We start from the raw sequence: 15,619 nt of genomic DNA, 5'->3' as shown, positions 1-15,619 counted from the left end.
TGTACCCGATTCACTTCCTGGTGTTCGGCAAGCAGCTCACCGCCGACTGCCCGAAGACCGAGTGCTGCGAGCGCGCGGTGTGCAGGATTGCGGTCGGCGGGATCGACGCCAGGCTCAATTATCCCCCTGCTGCCGCTCCTGACTGCCTCTTCAGCACGGGTTCGATGCTGCCAATCAGCGTCTTCCAGTCGGCGATGGGCACGGCTGGCGTGGAACCCGACTGCAATTGCCACAGCACGGCGCGGGTGAGTGCCGTCGAATCGCCTGGGGCAAAAAGCGCCTGCGGCGTGCTGGCGCACACTTCGCGCATCTGCCCGATGGCGGTGGCCACGACCGGTAGCTTGCAGGCAAGCATTTCGTACGCCTTCTGCGGGAAGCAGTAGCGGCCGAAGGGGGTGTCGAGGATGGAGATGATGCCCACATCCAGCGCACGAAACAGGTTGGCGATCTGGCCGTGTGCGAGGTGACCGAGGTAGTGCACGCGCTCGCCCTGTGGAGGCGCGAAGCCGTTTTCCAGTGGGCCGGCCAGCACCAGATGCACGTCGGGGCGGCTGGCTGCGAGCGCTGGCCAGGCGGCGTACAGTGGCTCGATGCCTTTTTCCCGGTACAGGCCACCGGCCGTGCCGACCAGTTTGCCGTCCTGCGGCAGGCTCAGGGCCTGGCGGGCCTGCGCCTTGTCGCCGGGGTGAAAGACCGCAAGGTCCACGCTGCTGGGCATGGCGATGACGGTGCCCCGGGCGCCGTCGGCCAGCACCTTCTGGCGAAGCGGTTCGCTGGTCGTGGTTACGACAGTTGCGTCGCGCACGGCGCGGCGCAGTGCCGGCACGAAGCCGGGAATACGGGCCTGGCCGAAGCCTTCGAAATTGTCATAGAGGTCTATTGCGTAGGGAACTTGCAAGCGCCTGGCCAGCCACCGTGCCAGCACCACGTGGGGAATATCGGAGGCACCCACCAGGATGTCGGGCTTGAAGGCGCGCAGTTGCCGCAGCAAATGCCAAGGGTAGGCCGCCAGCCTGGGCAGACGGGTTCTTCCGACCGAAAGCGAATGCCATCTCAGCCTGCCCGGCGCTGCCTCATGTTCCCAGCAACCGTCGGTGTCCGCTGCGTGGTAGTCCAAGCAGAAAGCGCCCACTTCGTTGTCCAGATGGGCAAGCTGGCGAGGAATCTCATAGAGCCGGGCGTAACGGTCGAGGATCACGTCCTTGCCCATGTAGCGGCGTTTGCAGAGGAAGGCGATGCGCATGGCTAGGTTTGCATCTCACTGTCGCAGGCGTTCGCAGATCCGCTGTGCCGCCACCAGCGCCGCCGCCACCACCTGGTCCATGTTGTAGTAACGGTACTGCGCCAGACGTCCGACGAAGGTAACGTTTTCCTCACGGGCGGCTAGCGCCTCGTATTGCTTGAGCAGGACTTCGTTTTCGTCGCGGGGGATCGGGTAATAAGGGTCGCCCTCGCCCGTCGGGTATTCGCGCACGATGGATGTGCCGCTGTGCATCTGCCCGGTCAGGTGTCGGAATTCAGTGATGCGCGTGTAGGCGTGGTCGTTCGGGTAGTTGACGGTGCCCACTGGCTGGTATTGCGCAACGTTCGGCACATGCTCATGTTCGAAGCGCAGGCTGCGGTAGGGCAGTGCGCCGTAGCACTGGCCGTAGAAGGCATCGATGGGGCCGGTATAGACGATGTGGCTGAAAGCGGAACGGTCCAGGTCGGCAAAGTCCGTTCCCGTTCGTACCGTAAGGTTGGGATGGTCCAGCATGTTCTGGAACATGCGCGTGTAGCCGCCGAGCGGCATGGCCTGGAAGCGGTCGGTGAAGTAGCGGTCGTCCGTATTGGTGCGGGTGGGGATGCGCGCCGCCACGCCGGCCTTGAGCTGCGAGGGCTCCATGCCCCATTGCTTGCGCGTGTAGTGGAGAAAGAATTTCTCGTACAGGTCGCGTCCGACGCTGTTCAGCACCACGTCCTCGCTGGTACGCACCGGGTCGCGCGCCTCACGAACCCGTTCGAAGAACGCGGCGGCCCCGGCCTCGTCCAGATTCAGCCCATAGAGCTGATTGAGCGTGTTGCGGTTGATTGGGAAGGGATAGCGCTGCCCAGCCACCACGCACTGCACGCGGTGTTCATAAGGACGCCACTCCGTGAAACGGGAAAGGAATTCCCACACCTTCTCGCTGTTGGTGTGGAAGATGTGCGGCCCGTAGCGATGTACCAGGACGCCATGCGCGTCGGCTTCGTCAAAGGCGTTGCCGCCGACGTGCGCGCGGCGGTCGATGACCTGCACAGTGTGGCTCGCCTCAGCCAGTGCGCGGGCGACGGTGCTGCCGGCAAAGCCGGCACCGACGATGAGGATTCTGCCATGCAACATTGACATTCGATTCTCAGGTCTTGCCTTGATCGATCCGCGATGAAGATTTGCACCGTGGGAAACGCAGTGACTTGATTCTGTTCAGAAAGTCATCGATCCGAAGCATGAACCTCAGGGGAAAGGCGACGTATGAAGGTGAAAGGGCGATCGATCCCTCCAGCCACATCCAGGCAGGCGATTTAAAGGCCATCCTCCTTGAAAAAGCCATGCCCATCGTCGTCCACACATCGGCCAAAGACAGCGGTCGGCACAACCTCCGGGAAAACTCGCGTTCCTGTCGCATGTCGGCTACCGCAGTAAGCATAGAATAGGCAATTGCATCTTGCACGCCAGGGGCGCAGATGAATCCGGCGGCCGAATTCGTCAGTTGAGTACGGAACCTTCGCATCAAGTCGCCGATTGCCGGCTGTTGCTTCAGCAATCTTGCTGACGCTAAAGCTACGGTATGAAGTCGAAGAGCGTATTCGAGTTCTTCGTTGTTCCGGGAGTCAGCGCTGAAATCAGGAGTTGCGTGGCCTCCCTTGAGAAAATAGCTGCGCGTACTTGCGTGACTGGCTGGCAGAAAACAGTGCTCGAGCACTACGCGACGGCGAGAAAAAATGCTGCCAGGGGGAGGGCAGAAGGCATAGGCCCTGCCTGCGCGAGCTTCGGGCAAGCAATCACGAGCAAGGCCGATGTAATAGCCTTGAATTTGGTGACTGGATGGCGAAACGGTTGAGAGCATGCGTTTCAGCGCGGCTTGTCCGTTCAGCGACCAGCCCGCATCCACCAAGGCCCAGTTGACCCCGTCCATAAGGCCTTCCTGGCGTAAATAGTGCAGTGCGGCTTCTCGCTTGGCAGCTACCGAATCCAATAGAACTTTTCTGGATCGCGGGTTTGCTGTCAGTGTGTCGATGAATGTGCATGCATCTTCAAATGCCAGCGCCGTGCGCCAGGTATTTTCGTCCAGACTCAGAATGACCCGGACACTGGCTTGTTCGACCTCACTCAATCCAGCGCGCGCCGTGATGTCGACAGGTGCATTTGCGTTCCCTGCTACTGCAAGCAAACGCTTCCAATCGACATCGTCAGTTGAAATGGACGGAGGCAGCCAGGCACGCCTTGATCCATACAGATAGCGTAGCTCGATACCATCGGGTTTCAGTTCGCGGGCGATCTTGAGCAACACCTCACCATCGCGGGCGACAAAATACAGTCGTTGTATGCCGCGCTTTCGCGCGTCATCCAGTATCCATAGGACATAGGCCAGCAGAAACGGTACGATTACACTGAAGATCACGTCATCCAGCACATGAGTTGGATTGCCGTGGATCAAATGCATGGCCAGCCTGCAGCGCCGGCTGAAACCGGCCTGCCGCGACGCGCCAGGATGACGGGGCAGCCGGGAACCCGCGATCCGCGTCTCGTGTTCAGTCAAATGGGCTGCGGTGAAATGCCGGGTCAGGATGCCCAGTTTTTCGGCCATTCGAATGTCTGCATGAGCGTTGTCGCCGGTGTGCTGCAGTTGCTCTCCCCTCAGCCCCTCGGCTTGCAGGACATGTTGGAACAGCTTTCCATTGTGCTTCGAGACGCCAATATCACATGACACATACAACCGGTCGCCTTCCTCCATTACGCCCATGCGCTCAAGCATGGGGCGCAGCATTGACGCAGGAATGTACATGTCGGAAATGAACAGGATGCGATGCCCAGCTGCACGTAAGGCATTCAGCTGAAGCATGGTTTCTTCGATAGGGTAAAGGCTTTCCTCCTCCAGCGTCAGTTCAGCCTCGATCAGTTCGGCGGCTGGTCGATCCAGACGTATAAACCAGTTAACCTTCTGGTAGATGGCGTCGATCGATGCGTGCGCGTGCCCCCTGCGGCGCGCACTCCAGTTGGCAAGTTTTTCTGCCCGAATGCGAGCGCGCTGGAAACGCCGCGCAAAGCGTTCGCGCGCCGACTCTCCGCTGGACGCAGGGGCGACACGCAGACCCAATTCATAAAACAGGTCGCGTGGGTGCGCATACATCCGAGTGACGCAAGTGTCGAATACGTCGAATGAATTTAGAATGCGCACGACAGGCTGCTTGGAATTCTAGTCCAATTTCTCATAATAGTTTGGTCGTAATATCTTTTTCAGTTTGTGGCCGATTATATATTTAAGTGCGGGGTGTCTTGCGGAGTGAAATTTGTGAGTTATTCTTCCGTGTTTTAAGATGAATATCAGCATAGATAGGTTTAGATAGCTCTTGTGCCATGCATTCCATGCTCTTTTTGTGGCTAGAGAAAAGGTTTGGTTTTGTCCTTTGATGGAAGAGAAGGTGTTTAAGTTGGCTTCTTCGATTCTTAGCCGATTTTCTCTTTGAAGAGGTGTATTGTCTCGGTTGTATGCTGTAAATGAGCGTCTGTGTTGACGCCAGTCAACCAATACTTCGTCTAGATATTTTATATGGCCTTTGTCGGCGGCTAGAAAGGCGATTGTCCAGTCAATGTATAAGGTGGTATCCAGTTTTTCTGAAGTGGATAGCAAATCTTTGCGAAATAACATCGCGTGGCCGCATATAGAGTTGCAAAAAAGCAGATTTCTTGAGTCGTTTCCTTGAATCATTTTGCCTTTCAGAGAATCAGACAAGGTCTTGCCTAGCGGTTTGTCATTCTCGTCGATAAGACGATTGTTGCTATATATCAACGTGGCTTCGCCCATATTCTCGACAAGGCGGCGCGTTTTCTCTGGATGCCAGATATCGTCTTGATCGCTGGGCGAGATTAGTTGCCCCCTGCACTCTCCAAACGCTCGAATAAAGTTCTTTACATATCCACGATTGAAGTCGCGTGGCAAAAGACGGATGCGTAGATCCTGCCTTGCATAGCTTTCCAGAATGCTCCAGGTGTTGTCGCTGGAGCAGTCGTCGGAAATGACGATCTCAAAGTTTGGATAGTCCTGATTGATCAGGGAAATCAATTGCTTTTCCAAGTATTGCTGGCCGTTATATGTGGCCAAGGCAATGGATACAAGTGGATAAATTTTTTCCTGCATTTTTTCGGATCTTTTCGGCACAAGATCCGATTCTATGTCGCGAAACTCTGAATCTGGGCTGCGGCTTGTGGTTGCCATGAAATCAAGTCGTCGAAATTGGATTTAAGAGTCGAGGGTGATGGTGGCGCTCAGGCGTTGGCATTCACGTGTCAGGCCTATATGTTGAATAATTCGTCGCAAGCTAAGAGAGAGGCCGCTCGATGGGCTATCACCACAATGGTTTTTCTGCCTGACAATCTACGGATAGCCTCGTTCACCGCCGCCTCGGTCGCGCCATCCAGCGCGCTGGTCGCCTCGTCCATCAGCAGCACGGGAGGGTCGCGGTACAAGGCGCGGGCGATGCCGATGCGTTGGCGCTGCCCGCCCGACAGGCGGATGCCACGGTCGCCCACGGGGGTGTCGTAGCCTTGGGGCAGTTCCCGGGTGACGAAGTCATGGATCTGCGCGGCGCGGGCAGCGCGCTCGACCGCCCGCATGTCGATCTTGTCCCGGGGGATGCCAAAGGCGATGTTGGCGGCGACGCTCGCGTCAGCGATGTAGATGTGCTGCGGCACGTAACCAATGGCGGCCTGCCAGGCCGGCAAGCTGTGCGCGGTGATGGTTTTGCCATCCACGCTCAGTGTGCCCGCCTGCGGACCGAGCAGGCCGAGCAGGATGTCCATGACGGTGCTCTTGCCGGCACCGCTGGGACCCTTGATGCCGATGCTGGTGTTGACCGGGATGGTGAGGTCGAAGGCGTCCAGCACGGGTCTGTCGGGTGTCGAGGGGTAGGCGTAGCGGATGCCCTGCAGGCGGATTTCCCGCCTGGGCACGATCGCCGGCTGGGTAGCGGGCGCAGCGGCGGGCAATGGCAGCGACATGTCGCGGTGCAGGCTGTCGAGGGTGGCGCTGGCAAAATTCAGGCGGGCAAAGCCGCGATACATGATCTGCGCGGCGGGCAGCATGCGGTAGGCAGCGAAGCCGTAGAGGCCGAGCGCGGGCAGTACGTGGGCCACATCGTCGCTCTTGAGCAGCAGCGCCAGCGCGATGAGGATCAGGCCGGTGTAGCCGGTCGCTTCCACCAGGTAGAGCGGAGTCTGGCTGAGCGTCTCGCTGGCGGCCATGTGGCGCGCCTGGGTGCGCGAGGCGTGCTGGTATTGCTGCAGGTATGCGGCTTCTGCGCGGGTGATCTTGATGTCGCGGATGCCTTGCAGGGCTTCGTTGCAGGTCTGATAGCGCTGGCGGTTGGCCTCCACCATTTCGGTGCCGATATGCCTGAGGTGACGGCGCACCAGCAGATAGATCAGCCCGTACAGCGTGCCGACCACCAGCACGATGGCGAGCGCGGTGAATGGATTGTAGGCGAACACCAGCGCCAGCATGGCGAGCACCACGATGCCCTGCACGATGACCTGTGAGAGCGGCTGGATGAGGTTGGCCATGACCAGGTCGACCTCCGCCAGGATGGTCTTGGACAGTTCCGCGCTGTTGCGGCTGATGAAGAATTCGTAGGGCTGGGCCAGGTAGCGGGTCATCAGCCGGCTGCTGATGGAGTGGCGAAGCAGGTGCACGAAGCGGTTGAGCAGGTGCTGGGTGATGGTCTTGAAAGCGGACGATGCGATGACCAGCACGATGGAGGCCAAGCCCAGGGCCATGATGAAGCTTCGCGGCTGGGCAAGGTCCAGCTGGGTGTAGAGCTCGTGCAGCCAGGGTGTCTCCTGGATCACGCCCGGCCGGGCCAGCACGGAAAGAAAAGGCATGATCGAGAGCACGCCCAGCGTTTCGGCCAGCGCCATGAGCAGGGCCAGCATCAGCATCCCCAGCGCCTTGCGCTGCTCGGCAGCGGTGAAGAGTTGCCAGACTTTCTGCAGGGTGTTGCGCATGGTGTCCTACGGTGCCCTCAGCCAGTCAATTATTGCTTTTCTCGTGAGCGCCTTGCAGCAGTTCCATATAGCGCGCACTCACATGTTCCCAGCTCAGATGCGCCCGCAAGGCCGTGCGCATGGCCAGACTCCGCTGTGCAGCCTCTTCGGGCTGCCGCAATTGGCGGAGAATGGCTTCGGCCAGCTGGTCGATGTCCTGCGGGGTGACCAGGCAGGTGTCAGCCTGCGCGCCAAAAATATCCCGCAACCCTGCCACATCGCCGGCAATGGCGGGACAGCCGCAAGCCACGGCTTCCATCAAAGCCACGGGAAGCCCCTCCTGATCGCCAGACTTCGCCCTGACGAAGGGCGCCACAAAGAGTGCCGCACGCCGATACAGGTCGGGTAGGTCCTTCTGCGCCACCGCCCCCAGGAAGCGCACTGCGTCCTGCAAGCCCAATTCGCGAACCTGAGCCTCGAGTGGGTCCTTGTCCGGGCCGAAGCCAGCGATGGTCAAGGTGACGTCGGGGCGCTCGCGCAGCACGGAGGGCAAAGCAAGCAGCAGATAGCGCAGCCCCTTCTTTTCCACCAGACGGCCCACGAAAAGCAACTCGCCGCGGGAACGCTGCGTCGCGTCACCCGGCACAAACAGCCGGGTCATCTCCACGCCCATCGGGACGACCGCGACTTGCGCGACATCCACGTCCAACTCGCCTACCGCATCACGCATGGCGCTACTGACAACGGTCGTTGCTCGTGCCTTGCGCAACACGAAGCGCTTGAGCGCCCGGAACGGCCTGCTGCGCAGTGCGTACAGATCGGCTCCATGGGAAGTCACAAGAAACGGCTTGCCCAGCAGCGTGGCAATCAGCCCCTGAGGAATCAGCCAGTGTGCATGCACCAGATCAATCCCGCGCTGCCGGCACAAGCGCAGGGCATACCACGCCTGCATCAAGACGAATCCTGGCACCAGGAAGAGCTTCCACGGCTTGTTGCGCAGATTGGTGACAATGCCGCCATTGTTGACCAGCGTTTCCAATGCTGCCGGTGCGTAGCGGTAGCGAATGACCTCGACGCCATCCATCGTCTCCACCGGGGCCGCGCCGTCAGCATGCGGACACAGCACAAGAACGCGGAATCGATCGGTCAATCGTCTTGCCCCGCCGCGGCAACAAGACCAACGGCCTTGCCACAAGAACGCGGAATCGATCGGTCAATCGTCTTGCCAGCTCATGTACAAAACCGGGTTCCGGATCTCCCACCCAGCGCGGATAGGTGGATGCCAGAACAAGCAGCGCCGGCAATCGGGCTTCTGCCATGCCTATTCCCGCTCCTTGTACATCAGGGCCGTGATCTGCTCCGAGATCAGCCCCATCATGAAGGTGACCACGCTGCCGGTGTACAGCAAGGCGCTCATGTTCGTGAACCGTCCATACTCCAGCAAGGTATGTCCGTACCAACCCGTTGCCAGCAGAAACATCGTCAGTGCCAAAGGCGCGAACAGTTTCAATGGCGAATACAGCGTGCCGATCTTGAAGATGATCAGCAGGAAGCGCAGGCCGTCGTGCAGGGGACGGATATGGCTCTTGCCGACTCGTCTTGCGGCGTGGATCGGCTCGTAGGCGACCGAGTAGCCCGCGCGGAAGAAGGCCATGGTGCTGGTCGTCGGGTAAGAGAAGCCGTTCGGCAGCAAGTAGAGGAATTCGCGGAACTTGTCGGCGCGCACTGCGCGGAATCCGGAGGTGAGGTCCTCCACCTTGTGGCCCGTCATGTAGCTCGCGAGCCGGTTGTAGAAGCGGTTCGCGATGCCGCGACCAAGGCTTGCCTGCGAGCCTGCCTGGCGCGCGCCGACGACGATGTCGTAGCCTTCGTCGAGGCGGGCCAGCAAGGCCGGGATGTCGGCGGGGTCGTGCTGGCCGTCGGCGTCCATGAAGACGATCACGTCGCCACTCGCCGCGCGTGCGCCAGTCTTGATCGCGGCGCCGTTGCCTTTGGAGTAGGGGTGGCGAACCACGCGTGCGCCCGCCTTGGTGGCGGCTTCGCCTGTCCCGTCGTTCGAACCATCATCGACGACGACGACCTCGGCCTCGGGAAGCAGCGCCTGAATCCGCATCACGACATTGCCGATGGGAGTCGATTCGTTATGTGCAGGAAGTACGATCGATACCTGTGGTTTCATGGTGTTGCGGCGGTTTTTGCGTCACCCGTGCGTTGCGGATGACTGCTTGCCGCCTCGAGTATGGCCTGCATCGATTCATCGCATTGCTTGCGTGCGACGTTGGCGAGCACCGGGTGCTTGGGAAACTCGCGGCAAAGTACTTTGCGGTGGAATACCTCCGCGTTCTCGATTTCATGCCGTTCGAGTAGTGCGTCAATGATCGCATGTCCGAGCGCGCGGTCCCGGTCTACCGCCCAGGCCTGTTTCAGGTGGTCCAGTGCGGAATTCGCGTCACCCTTGGCCAGTGCGATCCGTTCCAGGTTCATGTGAATCGCCTTGCGGCTGAGTGTCCCGAGCCCCCCCGTTTGGTGGCGCAGGAGGCTGCGGTTGAGTGTTTCGAGTTGATCGTAGTCGACCAGGGAGCATTTTCCGTCTTCGATTGCGTTGTGCATTGCAGTCAGCGTCGTCGCCGCTCCGCTGACGTTGCGGGCCTCGATGGCAAGCGCTTCCGCTTGAGCGAAGTAGTCTCGGGTGCGCTGAGCCTCTCCCGCTGCGCAGGCGAGCAGCGCGGCCTGGGTCACCGAGGCGAGGCACTGAGGGCAATCATCCACCTGGATCCGTATGACCTGGTAGGCCTCGTTGAAGCGGCCCTGCTCGAGGTACAGGAGTGCGAGGTGCTCCGCAGCTCGCGGCGACTTGTAGGCGTGAACGAACCAGGTCTCCGCTGCGTCGAGCTTGTCGCCCCAGAGGCTGGTCACGTGGAACAGGATCGCCCCGAGCGTTGCGAGATAGGCCGCGAAGCCCGCGACGGCGAGTCGGCGGTACGGAACTGGTGTCCGCCCCACCGCCCAGGCGATTGCAAGGCAGGGTCCGAACAGCGCGAGGTAGTTGCGATGCTCGAAGTACAGCTCAAGCCCGAGGACGGTGGATTCGAGCAGGTGGGCAGCAAGAAACCACAGCACGGCGAAGGCCGCGACCGGATAGCGGCGGCGGAAGCGGACCGCGAGCACCGCGAGCGTCGGCCACAGGATGGCGGCGAAGAGCGCCACGGGGTGCTCTGCGAGCGCGCTGACCTTGGGGTAGCCGTCATGGAAGGGGTGCAAGCCATAGGGACGGGGTGCGAAGGCTTCGCGGAGGTATTCGAGCAGGATCAGCGGCTGGGTCTGGATGCGTTCGAGCAGATCGAACTCACGCCCCCCGAACACGCCACCGGAACGGAATGCGCTGTATGCGAGGTAGGCCAGGATGATCGCGAGCGCCCCGCCGCCGGCGACGGTGCGCAGGAGTCGAAGGCGGCCCGGGGAAGTGTGGTCCGCGAGCAGCGTCGCCTGGATCACGAGCGCGAAAACGGGCAGCAGGATGCCGTTTTCCTTGGTGAACATCGCGAGCAGGGTGAACCCCACGAGGCCGAGCGCCTGCAGAGCGGCGCCGAGTGCACGACGCCGGTCCTCGATCGCGATGCCCTGAACATGGATCAACAGGCCCGCGAGCACGAAGAAGGCGGACAGCGTCGCCATGCGCTGCACCGCGATCAGCGAGGAGGAGACCTGCAGCGGCATCAGCATCCAGATTGCAGCTGTGCTGGCTGCAATCCAGGCGGGCGCACTGCCTGCGACCCCCCTCAGACTGAGCAGCCGATGGACGAGCAGGGCGACCAGCGTGCCGTTGGTCAGGTGCAGCAGTACGTTGAAAAGGAAGATGTTCTCGACGGCTCCGGGCCAGTCCTCGACGTGCACCAGGAAGCTGAGCATGGCGACCGGACGGCCGAGTGGACCGGAGATCTCGGAGGAGAGGTAGTAGAGCGCGGAGTCGAGGTTGACGACGCTGGCGAGGCCGGAGAGAGGGCGGATGTCGTCGTAGTAGAGGGCGCCTGTCAGGCCGGGGATGTACAGCAATCCGCAGGCGATGGCGAGCAGTCCGAGGAAAAGCCATGCTGAGCGCGTTATCGTTGTGGAAGTGGACATTTCCGCGACTAGCCTTTGCCAGCGAATGATTGTCTAAAACAAGCAAAAGGGGGCAGCACGCTGCCCCCTTACGTTCAGCTGGAGACTATTACGTTTAGACGCCCGGGCAGGTCTTCGGCGCGTACTTGGCCGGGGCGCTGGTTGCGCAACTCCACGCGCCAGTGCTTGCGGTTCGAGTCCAGGTGATCGTCTTGCCATTGACCTGCGAAGGCGCATTCGCCAGAGTGCAAACGATGGTTGTGGCGGTCGCAGTAATGGCGCAGTTCCCGGTCGTGGCTTGGAGGCCAATATCGGCCGCGGCGGTAACCGCAACGTTGTTGTTACGGAGTTCCTCAAATGCAGTCTTACCTGCCGAGATCTCCGCAAGGCCTGCGGTAAGTTTCGCCTTGGCCTGGTAATCCGAATACGCCGGCAGCGCCACCGCAGCCAGGATGCCGATGATCGCCACGACGATCATCAGTTCGATCAGGGTGAAGCCTTGTTGCATCTTTTTCATTTCAGTTCTCCTTGATGGGAAACCACGGAAAGTCCGCTTGTCCACGTATGAGCAATACCCATGCCCAGCCCCGCAACCGTGGTTTTCCGTGACGGAGTGCCGCTGCCTTGACACGATTCCACGGCCAGAAGTGACAGCCGCCCCGGAGCGGGTGGTCAACATGTGACAAAGGAGAGCGCTGGCCGGCGCGCGAGGCATGGGGGCGGAAACCCGGGGCCTTTCACCGACTCAGCGGCTTTTCCAGCCGGCGGTCAGTCCCGAGGTGGGTCGTCCAGGCGGGCTTGCGCCCGGGTGTAGGCCTGGAGCTTTTCCCGCAGGCCGATCGAGAGATGACCGTCACCCGGACCTCACCGTCGTCGACCCGATGCACCAATCGATGCCCTGCAGCGCGGGGCTTGATCTTGTCGCAGTCCGGCATGCCCGACCGCGCGGCGGCGGGTACCCTGGGTGTGATCAGGTGCGCCTCCAGCTTCTTCTTGAACTGTGCTCGTACGCTGCCATCGAGCTTTTTCCACTCGGCGAGGGCCAGGGTGTGGAAGCGCAGCTTACAGGTCGTTTAGGTTCGCCTCGACGAACGGGCCTGCGCTGCGCTCGTGCACGCGGGCGGCGTCTTCGAGGTCTTCGAGGTGGGTAAGCAGGCGTTCGTAGTGTGCGGCAGAGATCAGATGGGCCTCGGGCCGCTTGTGATTGAAGACGGCCACGGGCTCATCGTCGGCCTTGGCTCGTCTGCTCTTTCATTTGCCCACGCCTGCGTCGCGCGGTCGGCGTGAGCAATCAGGGTTGTGCTAAACTTTGTACAAAGTTTGCGCCCGGAGCCCACGATGGAAGCCCTGACCTACAGCTACACCCGCACGCACCTTGCGCAGGTGATGCGCAGCGTCAATGAAGACCGCGCGCCGGTGCTGGTGACGACCCAGCGCGGCAAGCCGGTGGTGATCATGTCGCTGGACGACTACAACGCACTCGAAGAGACGGCCTATCTGCTGCGCTCGCCGAAGGGTGCGAAGCGCCTGATGGAGTCGGTGGAGCAGTTGCGCGCAGGCGGTGGCGAGCCGCGTGCCCTGATCGAGACGGACGATGCAGCCTAGGTTTTCGGATCACGCCTGGGAGGACTATCTCTACTGGCAAGAGACCGACCGCAAGCAGCTAAAGCGCATCAATGCGCTGATCGAGGACATCCGCCGCCATCCCTTTGCCGGCATCGGCAAGCCCGAGCCGCTCAAGCACCAGCTGGCGGGGTTCTGGTCGCGACGCATCGATGACCGGCACCGGCTGGTGTATGCGGTCGAGAGTGAGGTGCTGCTGATCGCGCAGTGCCGCGACCATTATTGATAGAGCCCCTGGGGTCAGGTCTTTCATCTGCTCATGCCACCGCCCGACGTCATGCCAGCCGGTGCGCGTGCTACACCCCGCCGTGACGAGTCCAGAACGCGGCCGGCGTGAGGATGGGGTCGGTGCGGGCCAGGGCGAGCAGGTCCTTGTCCCCGGTGATCAGGTAGTCGAGGCTTCCCGTACGCATGCCCGCCAGCAGGGTGCCGAGCACGGGCTGGTCGTTGTCGTCGCGCACGGCGTCGTCCGACCCGACTTTGACAGTTCCAAGGCACATTTTCGCCTCACCCCCAGCAACGGCGGGGGTTGCGGGGCGATGAGGCGCCAAAATCCTAGATACATGGATTGTTGATTTTTCGGCCATAAAGCCGCTACTGTGCTGCACATGTACCTGAGGCAGAGCAAACAGAAGCGGGCAGACGGGCGGGCCATCACCTACCTGCAACTGGCCGAGAACGTGTGGGATGCCTCGAAGGGGCGCTCACAGGCCCAGATCGTGTTCAACTGCGGCCGTGCCGACGACCCGGAGGTGATCGAGCGGCTGCGCCGTCTGGCCAAGAGCATCCTGCGCCGATGCTCGCCCGAGGCCATCGTCGCGGACGATCCAGGCTGGCGGTTGGTGTGCGCCTGGCCCTACGGCGATGTGTACGCGCTTCAGGCGGTGTGGCGGCGGCTCGGGATCGACGCCATCGTGCGTGCGCAGGCCAAGGGGCGGCGCTTTGGCTTCGAGATGGAGCGGGCCTTGTTCGCGCTGGTGGCCAATCGCGCTTGTGCGCCGGCCTCTAAACTCTACTGTCACGAGCAGTGGCTCAAGGAAGACGTGCATATCGAAGGCACGCAGGCCCTGGCGCTGCACCAGCTCTACCGCGCGATGGACTTCCTCGAGGCGAACAAGGCTGCCATCGAGCAGGCGATCTTCTTCCAGGTCGCCGACCTGTTGAGTCTGGACGTGGAGATCGTCTTCTACGACACCACCTCATTGCACTTCGAGATCGACAACGAGGATGAGGGCGAGCCCGATGGCCAGATGCGCGGCAGCGTTGCGGCCGGCGCCAAGCGCTACGTGGCGCCCAGAAAGCGCGGCTACAGCAAGAACGGCCGGGGTGATGCGCCGCAGATCGTCGTCGGGCTGGCGGTCACCCGCGACGGCTTCCCGGTGCGCCACTGGGTGTTTCCGGGCAACACCGTCGATGTCACCACGGTGGCCCAGGTCAAGGAAGATCTGAAGGGCTGGCAGCTCACCCGCTGCCTGTTCGTCGGGGATGCCGGGATGGTCTCGCAGGCGAACTTCCAGGCGCTCGCCAAGGGCGGTGGCAAGTACCTGATGGCGATGCCGATGCGCCGTGGCGACGAGGTCACCGAAACGGTGCTCTCGCGCCCGGGCCGCTACCGCAAGATCGCCGACAACCTCGAAGTCAAGGAAGTCATCGTCGGCGACGGCGAGCGCCGCCGCCGCTACGCGGTGTGCTTCAACCCGCAGGAGGCACATCGCCAGCGCACCTATCGCGCCGAGCGCATCCGTGAGCTCGAGGCCGAACTCGCCTGCCTGGCCGATCAGGACGAGGGCGGGCACAGCAAGCGCGTGTGTGCGCTACGTAGCAGCGCCCGCTACGGGCGGTTCTTGAAAGAGACCAAGCGCGGCCTGGCGATCGACCGCCAGGCCATCGCCGAACTCGAACGCTTCGACGGCAAGTTCGTCGTCCACAGCAACGACGACACCCTCACGGCCGAGGACATGGCGCTCGGCTACAAGCAGCAGCAGCGCGTCGAAGAGGCCTGGCGCACGATGAAGGGCGGCCTGCGCATGCGCCCAGTGTTCCACTGGGCACCGCACCGCATCCACGCCCACATTGCGATCACGGTGCTCGCCTTGCTGCTGGAGCGCGTGATCGAGCATGCCTGCCAGGACACCTGGCGCAACATCCGCGACGACCTCAAGCGCATTCAGCTTGCGCAATTGTCCAGCCCCAACGGCACCGCCTGGCAGGTCACCGAGCCTACGACGGAAGCGGCCAACCGACTGAAAGCATTGAAGATCAAGCCGCCGCCGGCCATCCTCAAGCTCGACTGAGCGCGACTCCCACATAGATACACGGCTGTTTCCGGCCACTCGTCGGATGCCTTGCGCTGCGCGCCTCGTGGCGGGGCGTGTGACTTGGTGGTGTCAAAGTCGGGTCCGAGACCGCTTCCGGTTCGACGAGCTCGGCCTGGATCGACAGGATATCGACGAGGTCGTCGATTTCGCGGCTGGACAGGCCGTGGCGGGCGGACAGCCGTGGCAGCACGCGCCGCAGTTCGTCGAGGATGAAGGTCGATAACACCACGTCGACCGAGCCGTGCCGCCACGCGGCCACGATCCGGCCAGGCAGGCTCCCCGGGTAGGCCAGGCCGGACAACAGGACCTTGGTGTCGAGGACGACGCGCAGGGCGGACGGCACGCTCAGCCTGCTGTC

At 61.7% G+C, this 15,619-nt stretch carries 16 protein-coding genes; 3 read left to right on the top strand and 13 right to left on the bottom strand.

What is annotated here, in order from left to right:
- Positions 1–118 precede the first annotated feature (118 nt).
- From TMZ1T_RS18920 to TMZ1T_RS18885, 11 genes are all read right to left on the bottom strand, one after another.
- Entirely contained in the window at positions 119–1,243 is a 1,125-nt protein-coding gene (locus tag TMZ1T_RS18920; RefSeq protein WP_012586216.1) for a glycosyltransferase family 4 protein, read from the bottom strand.
- A 15-nt stretch (positions 1,244–1,258) separates the two neighbouring features.
- Positions 1,259–2,368 carry a UDP-galactopyranose mutase gene (gene glf / locus TMZ1T_RS18915; protein ID WP_012586215.1) on the bottom strand — a complete coding sequence of 370 codons (1,110 nt, stop codon included), beginning with the start codon at positions 2,366–2,368 and terminating at the stop codon, positions 1,259–1,261.
- Between the two features lie 7 nt (positions 2,369–2,375).
- Entirely contained in the window at positions 2,376–4,418 is a 2,043-nt protein-coding gene (locus tag TMZ1T_RS21210) for an HAD family hydrolase (RefSeq protein WP_144312188.1), read from the bottom strand.
- An 18-nt stretch (positions 4,419–4,436) separates the two neighbouring features.
- On the bottom strand, positions 4,437–5,456 hold the full coding sequence (locus TMZ1T_RS20750) for a glycosyltransferase (RefSeq protein ID WP_083768713.1): 1,020 nt from the start codon (positions 5,454–5,456) through the stop codon (positions 4,437–4,439).
- A 77-nt stretch (positions 5,457–5,533) separates the two neighbouring features.
- Entirely contained in the window at positions 5,534–7,240 is a 1,707-nt protein-coding gene (locus TMZ1T_RS18910; RefSeq protein ID WP_012586212.1) for an ABC transporter ATP-binding protein, read from the bottom strand.
- Positions 7,241–7,265: 25 nt separating this feature from the next.
- A complete protein-coding gene (locus TMZ1T_RS18905; RefSeq protein WP_222702378.1) occupies positions 7,266–8,369 on the bottom strand; it encodes a glycosyltransferase in 1,104 nt (367 codons plus the stop codon).
- Between the two features lie 171 nt (positions 8,370–8,540).
- Entirely contained in the window at positions 8,541–9,398 is an 858-nt protein-coding gene (locus TMZ1T_RS18900; protein WP_012586210.1) for a glycosyltransferase family 2 protein, read from the bottom strand.
- The gene (locus tag TMZ1T_RS18895; RefSeq protein WP_012586209.1) at positions 9,395–11,341 is read right to left on the bottom strand and encodes a tetratricopeptide repeat protein; all 1,947 of its coding nucleotides are present in this window, start codon (positions 11,339–11,341) and stop codon (positions 9,395–9,397) included. The genes TMZ1T_RS18900 and TMZ1T_RS18895 overlap by 4 nt, the downstream gene beginning before the upstream one ends.
- Before the next feature lie 94 nt (positions 11,342–11,435).
- A complete protein-coding gene (locus TMZ1T_RS18890; protein WP_012586208.1) occupies positions 11,436–11,837 on the bottom strand; it encodes a pilin in 402 nt (133 codons plus the stop codon).
- A 220-nt stretch (positions 11,838–12,057) separates the two neighbouring features.
- On the bottom strand, positions 12,058–12,366 hold the full coding sequence (locus TMZ1T_RS20745; protein ID WP_261789205.1) for a type II toxin-antitoxin system RelE family toxin: 309 nt from the start codon (positions 12,364–12,366) through the stop codon (positions 12,058–12,060).
- A 16-nt stretch (positions 12,367–12,382) separates the two neighbouring features.
- Complete coding sequence (locus TMZ1T_RS18885; protein WP_144312187.1) at positions 12,383–12,538, bottom strand: hypothetical protein; 156 nt, start codon at positions 12,536–12,538, stop codon at positions 12,383–12,385.
- A gap of 120 nt (positions 12,539–12,658) precedes the next feature.
- Between TMZ1T_RS18885 and TMZ1T_RS18880 the strand changes: the two genes are divergently transcribed.
- Both TMZ1T_RS18880 and TMZ1T_RS18875 read left to right on the top strand, forming a co-directional pair.
- Positions 12,659–12,925 carry a type II toxin-antitoxin system prevent-host-death family antitoxin gene (locus TMZ1T_RS18880; protein WP_004361138.1) on the top strand — a complete coding sequence of 89 codons (267 nt, stop codon included), beginning with the start codon at positions 12,659–12,661 and terminating at the stop codon, positions 12,923–12,925.
- Positions 12,915–13,169 carry a Txe/YoeB family addiction module toxin gene (locus tag TMZ1T_RS18875; RefSeq protein ID WP_012586207.1) on the top strand — a complete coding sequence of 85 codons (255 nt, stop codon included), beginning with the start codon at positions 12,915–12,917 and terminating at the stop codon, positions 13,167–13,169. Before TMZ1T_RS18880 ends, TMZ1T_RS18875 begins: the two co-directional genes overlap by 11 nt.
- Positions 13,170–13,239: 70 nt before the next feature.
- Here TMZ1T_RS18875 and TMZ1T_RS18870 read toward each other — a convergent pair whose 3' ends face one another.
- On the bottom strand, positions 13,240–13,443 hold the full coding sequence (locus tag TMZ1T_RS18870) for a hypothetical protein (protein ID WP_187283014.1): 204 nt from the start codon (positions 13,441–13,443) through the stop codon (positions 13,240–13,242).
- Between the two features lie 108 nt (positions 13,444–13,551).
- Between TMZ1T_RS18870 and TMZ1T_RS18865 the strand changes: the two genes are divergently transcribed.
- On the top strand, positions 13,552–15,237 hold the full coding sequence (locus TMZ1T_RS18865; RefSeq protein WP_012586206.1) for an IS1634 family transposase: 1,686 nt from the start codon (positions 13,552–13,554) through the stop codon (positions 15,235–15,237).
- Here TMZ1T_RS18865 and TMZ1T_RS18860 read toward each other — a convergent pair.
- Positions 15,224–15,604: a PIN domain-containing protein gene (locus tag TMZ1T_RS18860; RefSeq protein ID WP_261789088.1), complete on the bottom strand. Its 381-nt coding sequence runs from the start codon at positions 15,602–15,604 to the stop codon at positions 15,224–15,226. The two genes, TMZ1T_RS18865 and TMZ1T_RS18860, sit on opposite strands and share 14 nt — an antisense overlap.
- Positions 15,605–15,619: the final 15 nt, after the last annotated feature.

Source organism: Thauera aminoaromatica (genome assembly GCF_000021765.1).
Lineage (GTDB): Bacteria > Pseudomonadota > Gammaproteobacteria > Burkholderiales > Rhodocyclaceae > Thauera > Thauera aminoaromatica.
Note: the sequence above shows the minus strand (reverse complement) of the source record. Positions and strands in the feature narration are given on the sequence as shown.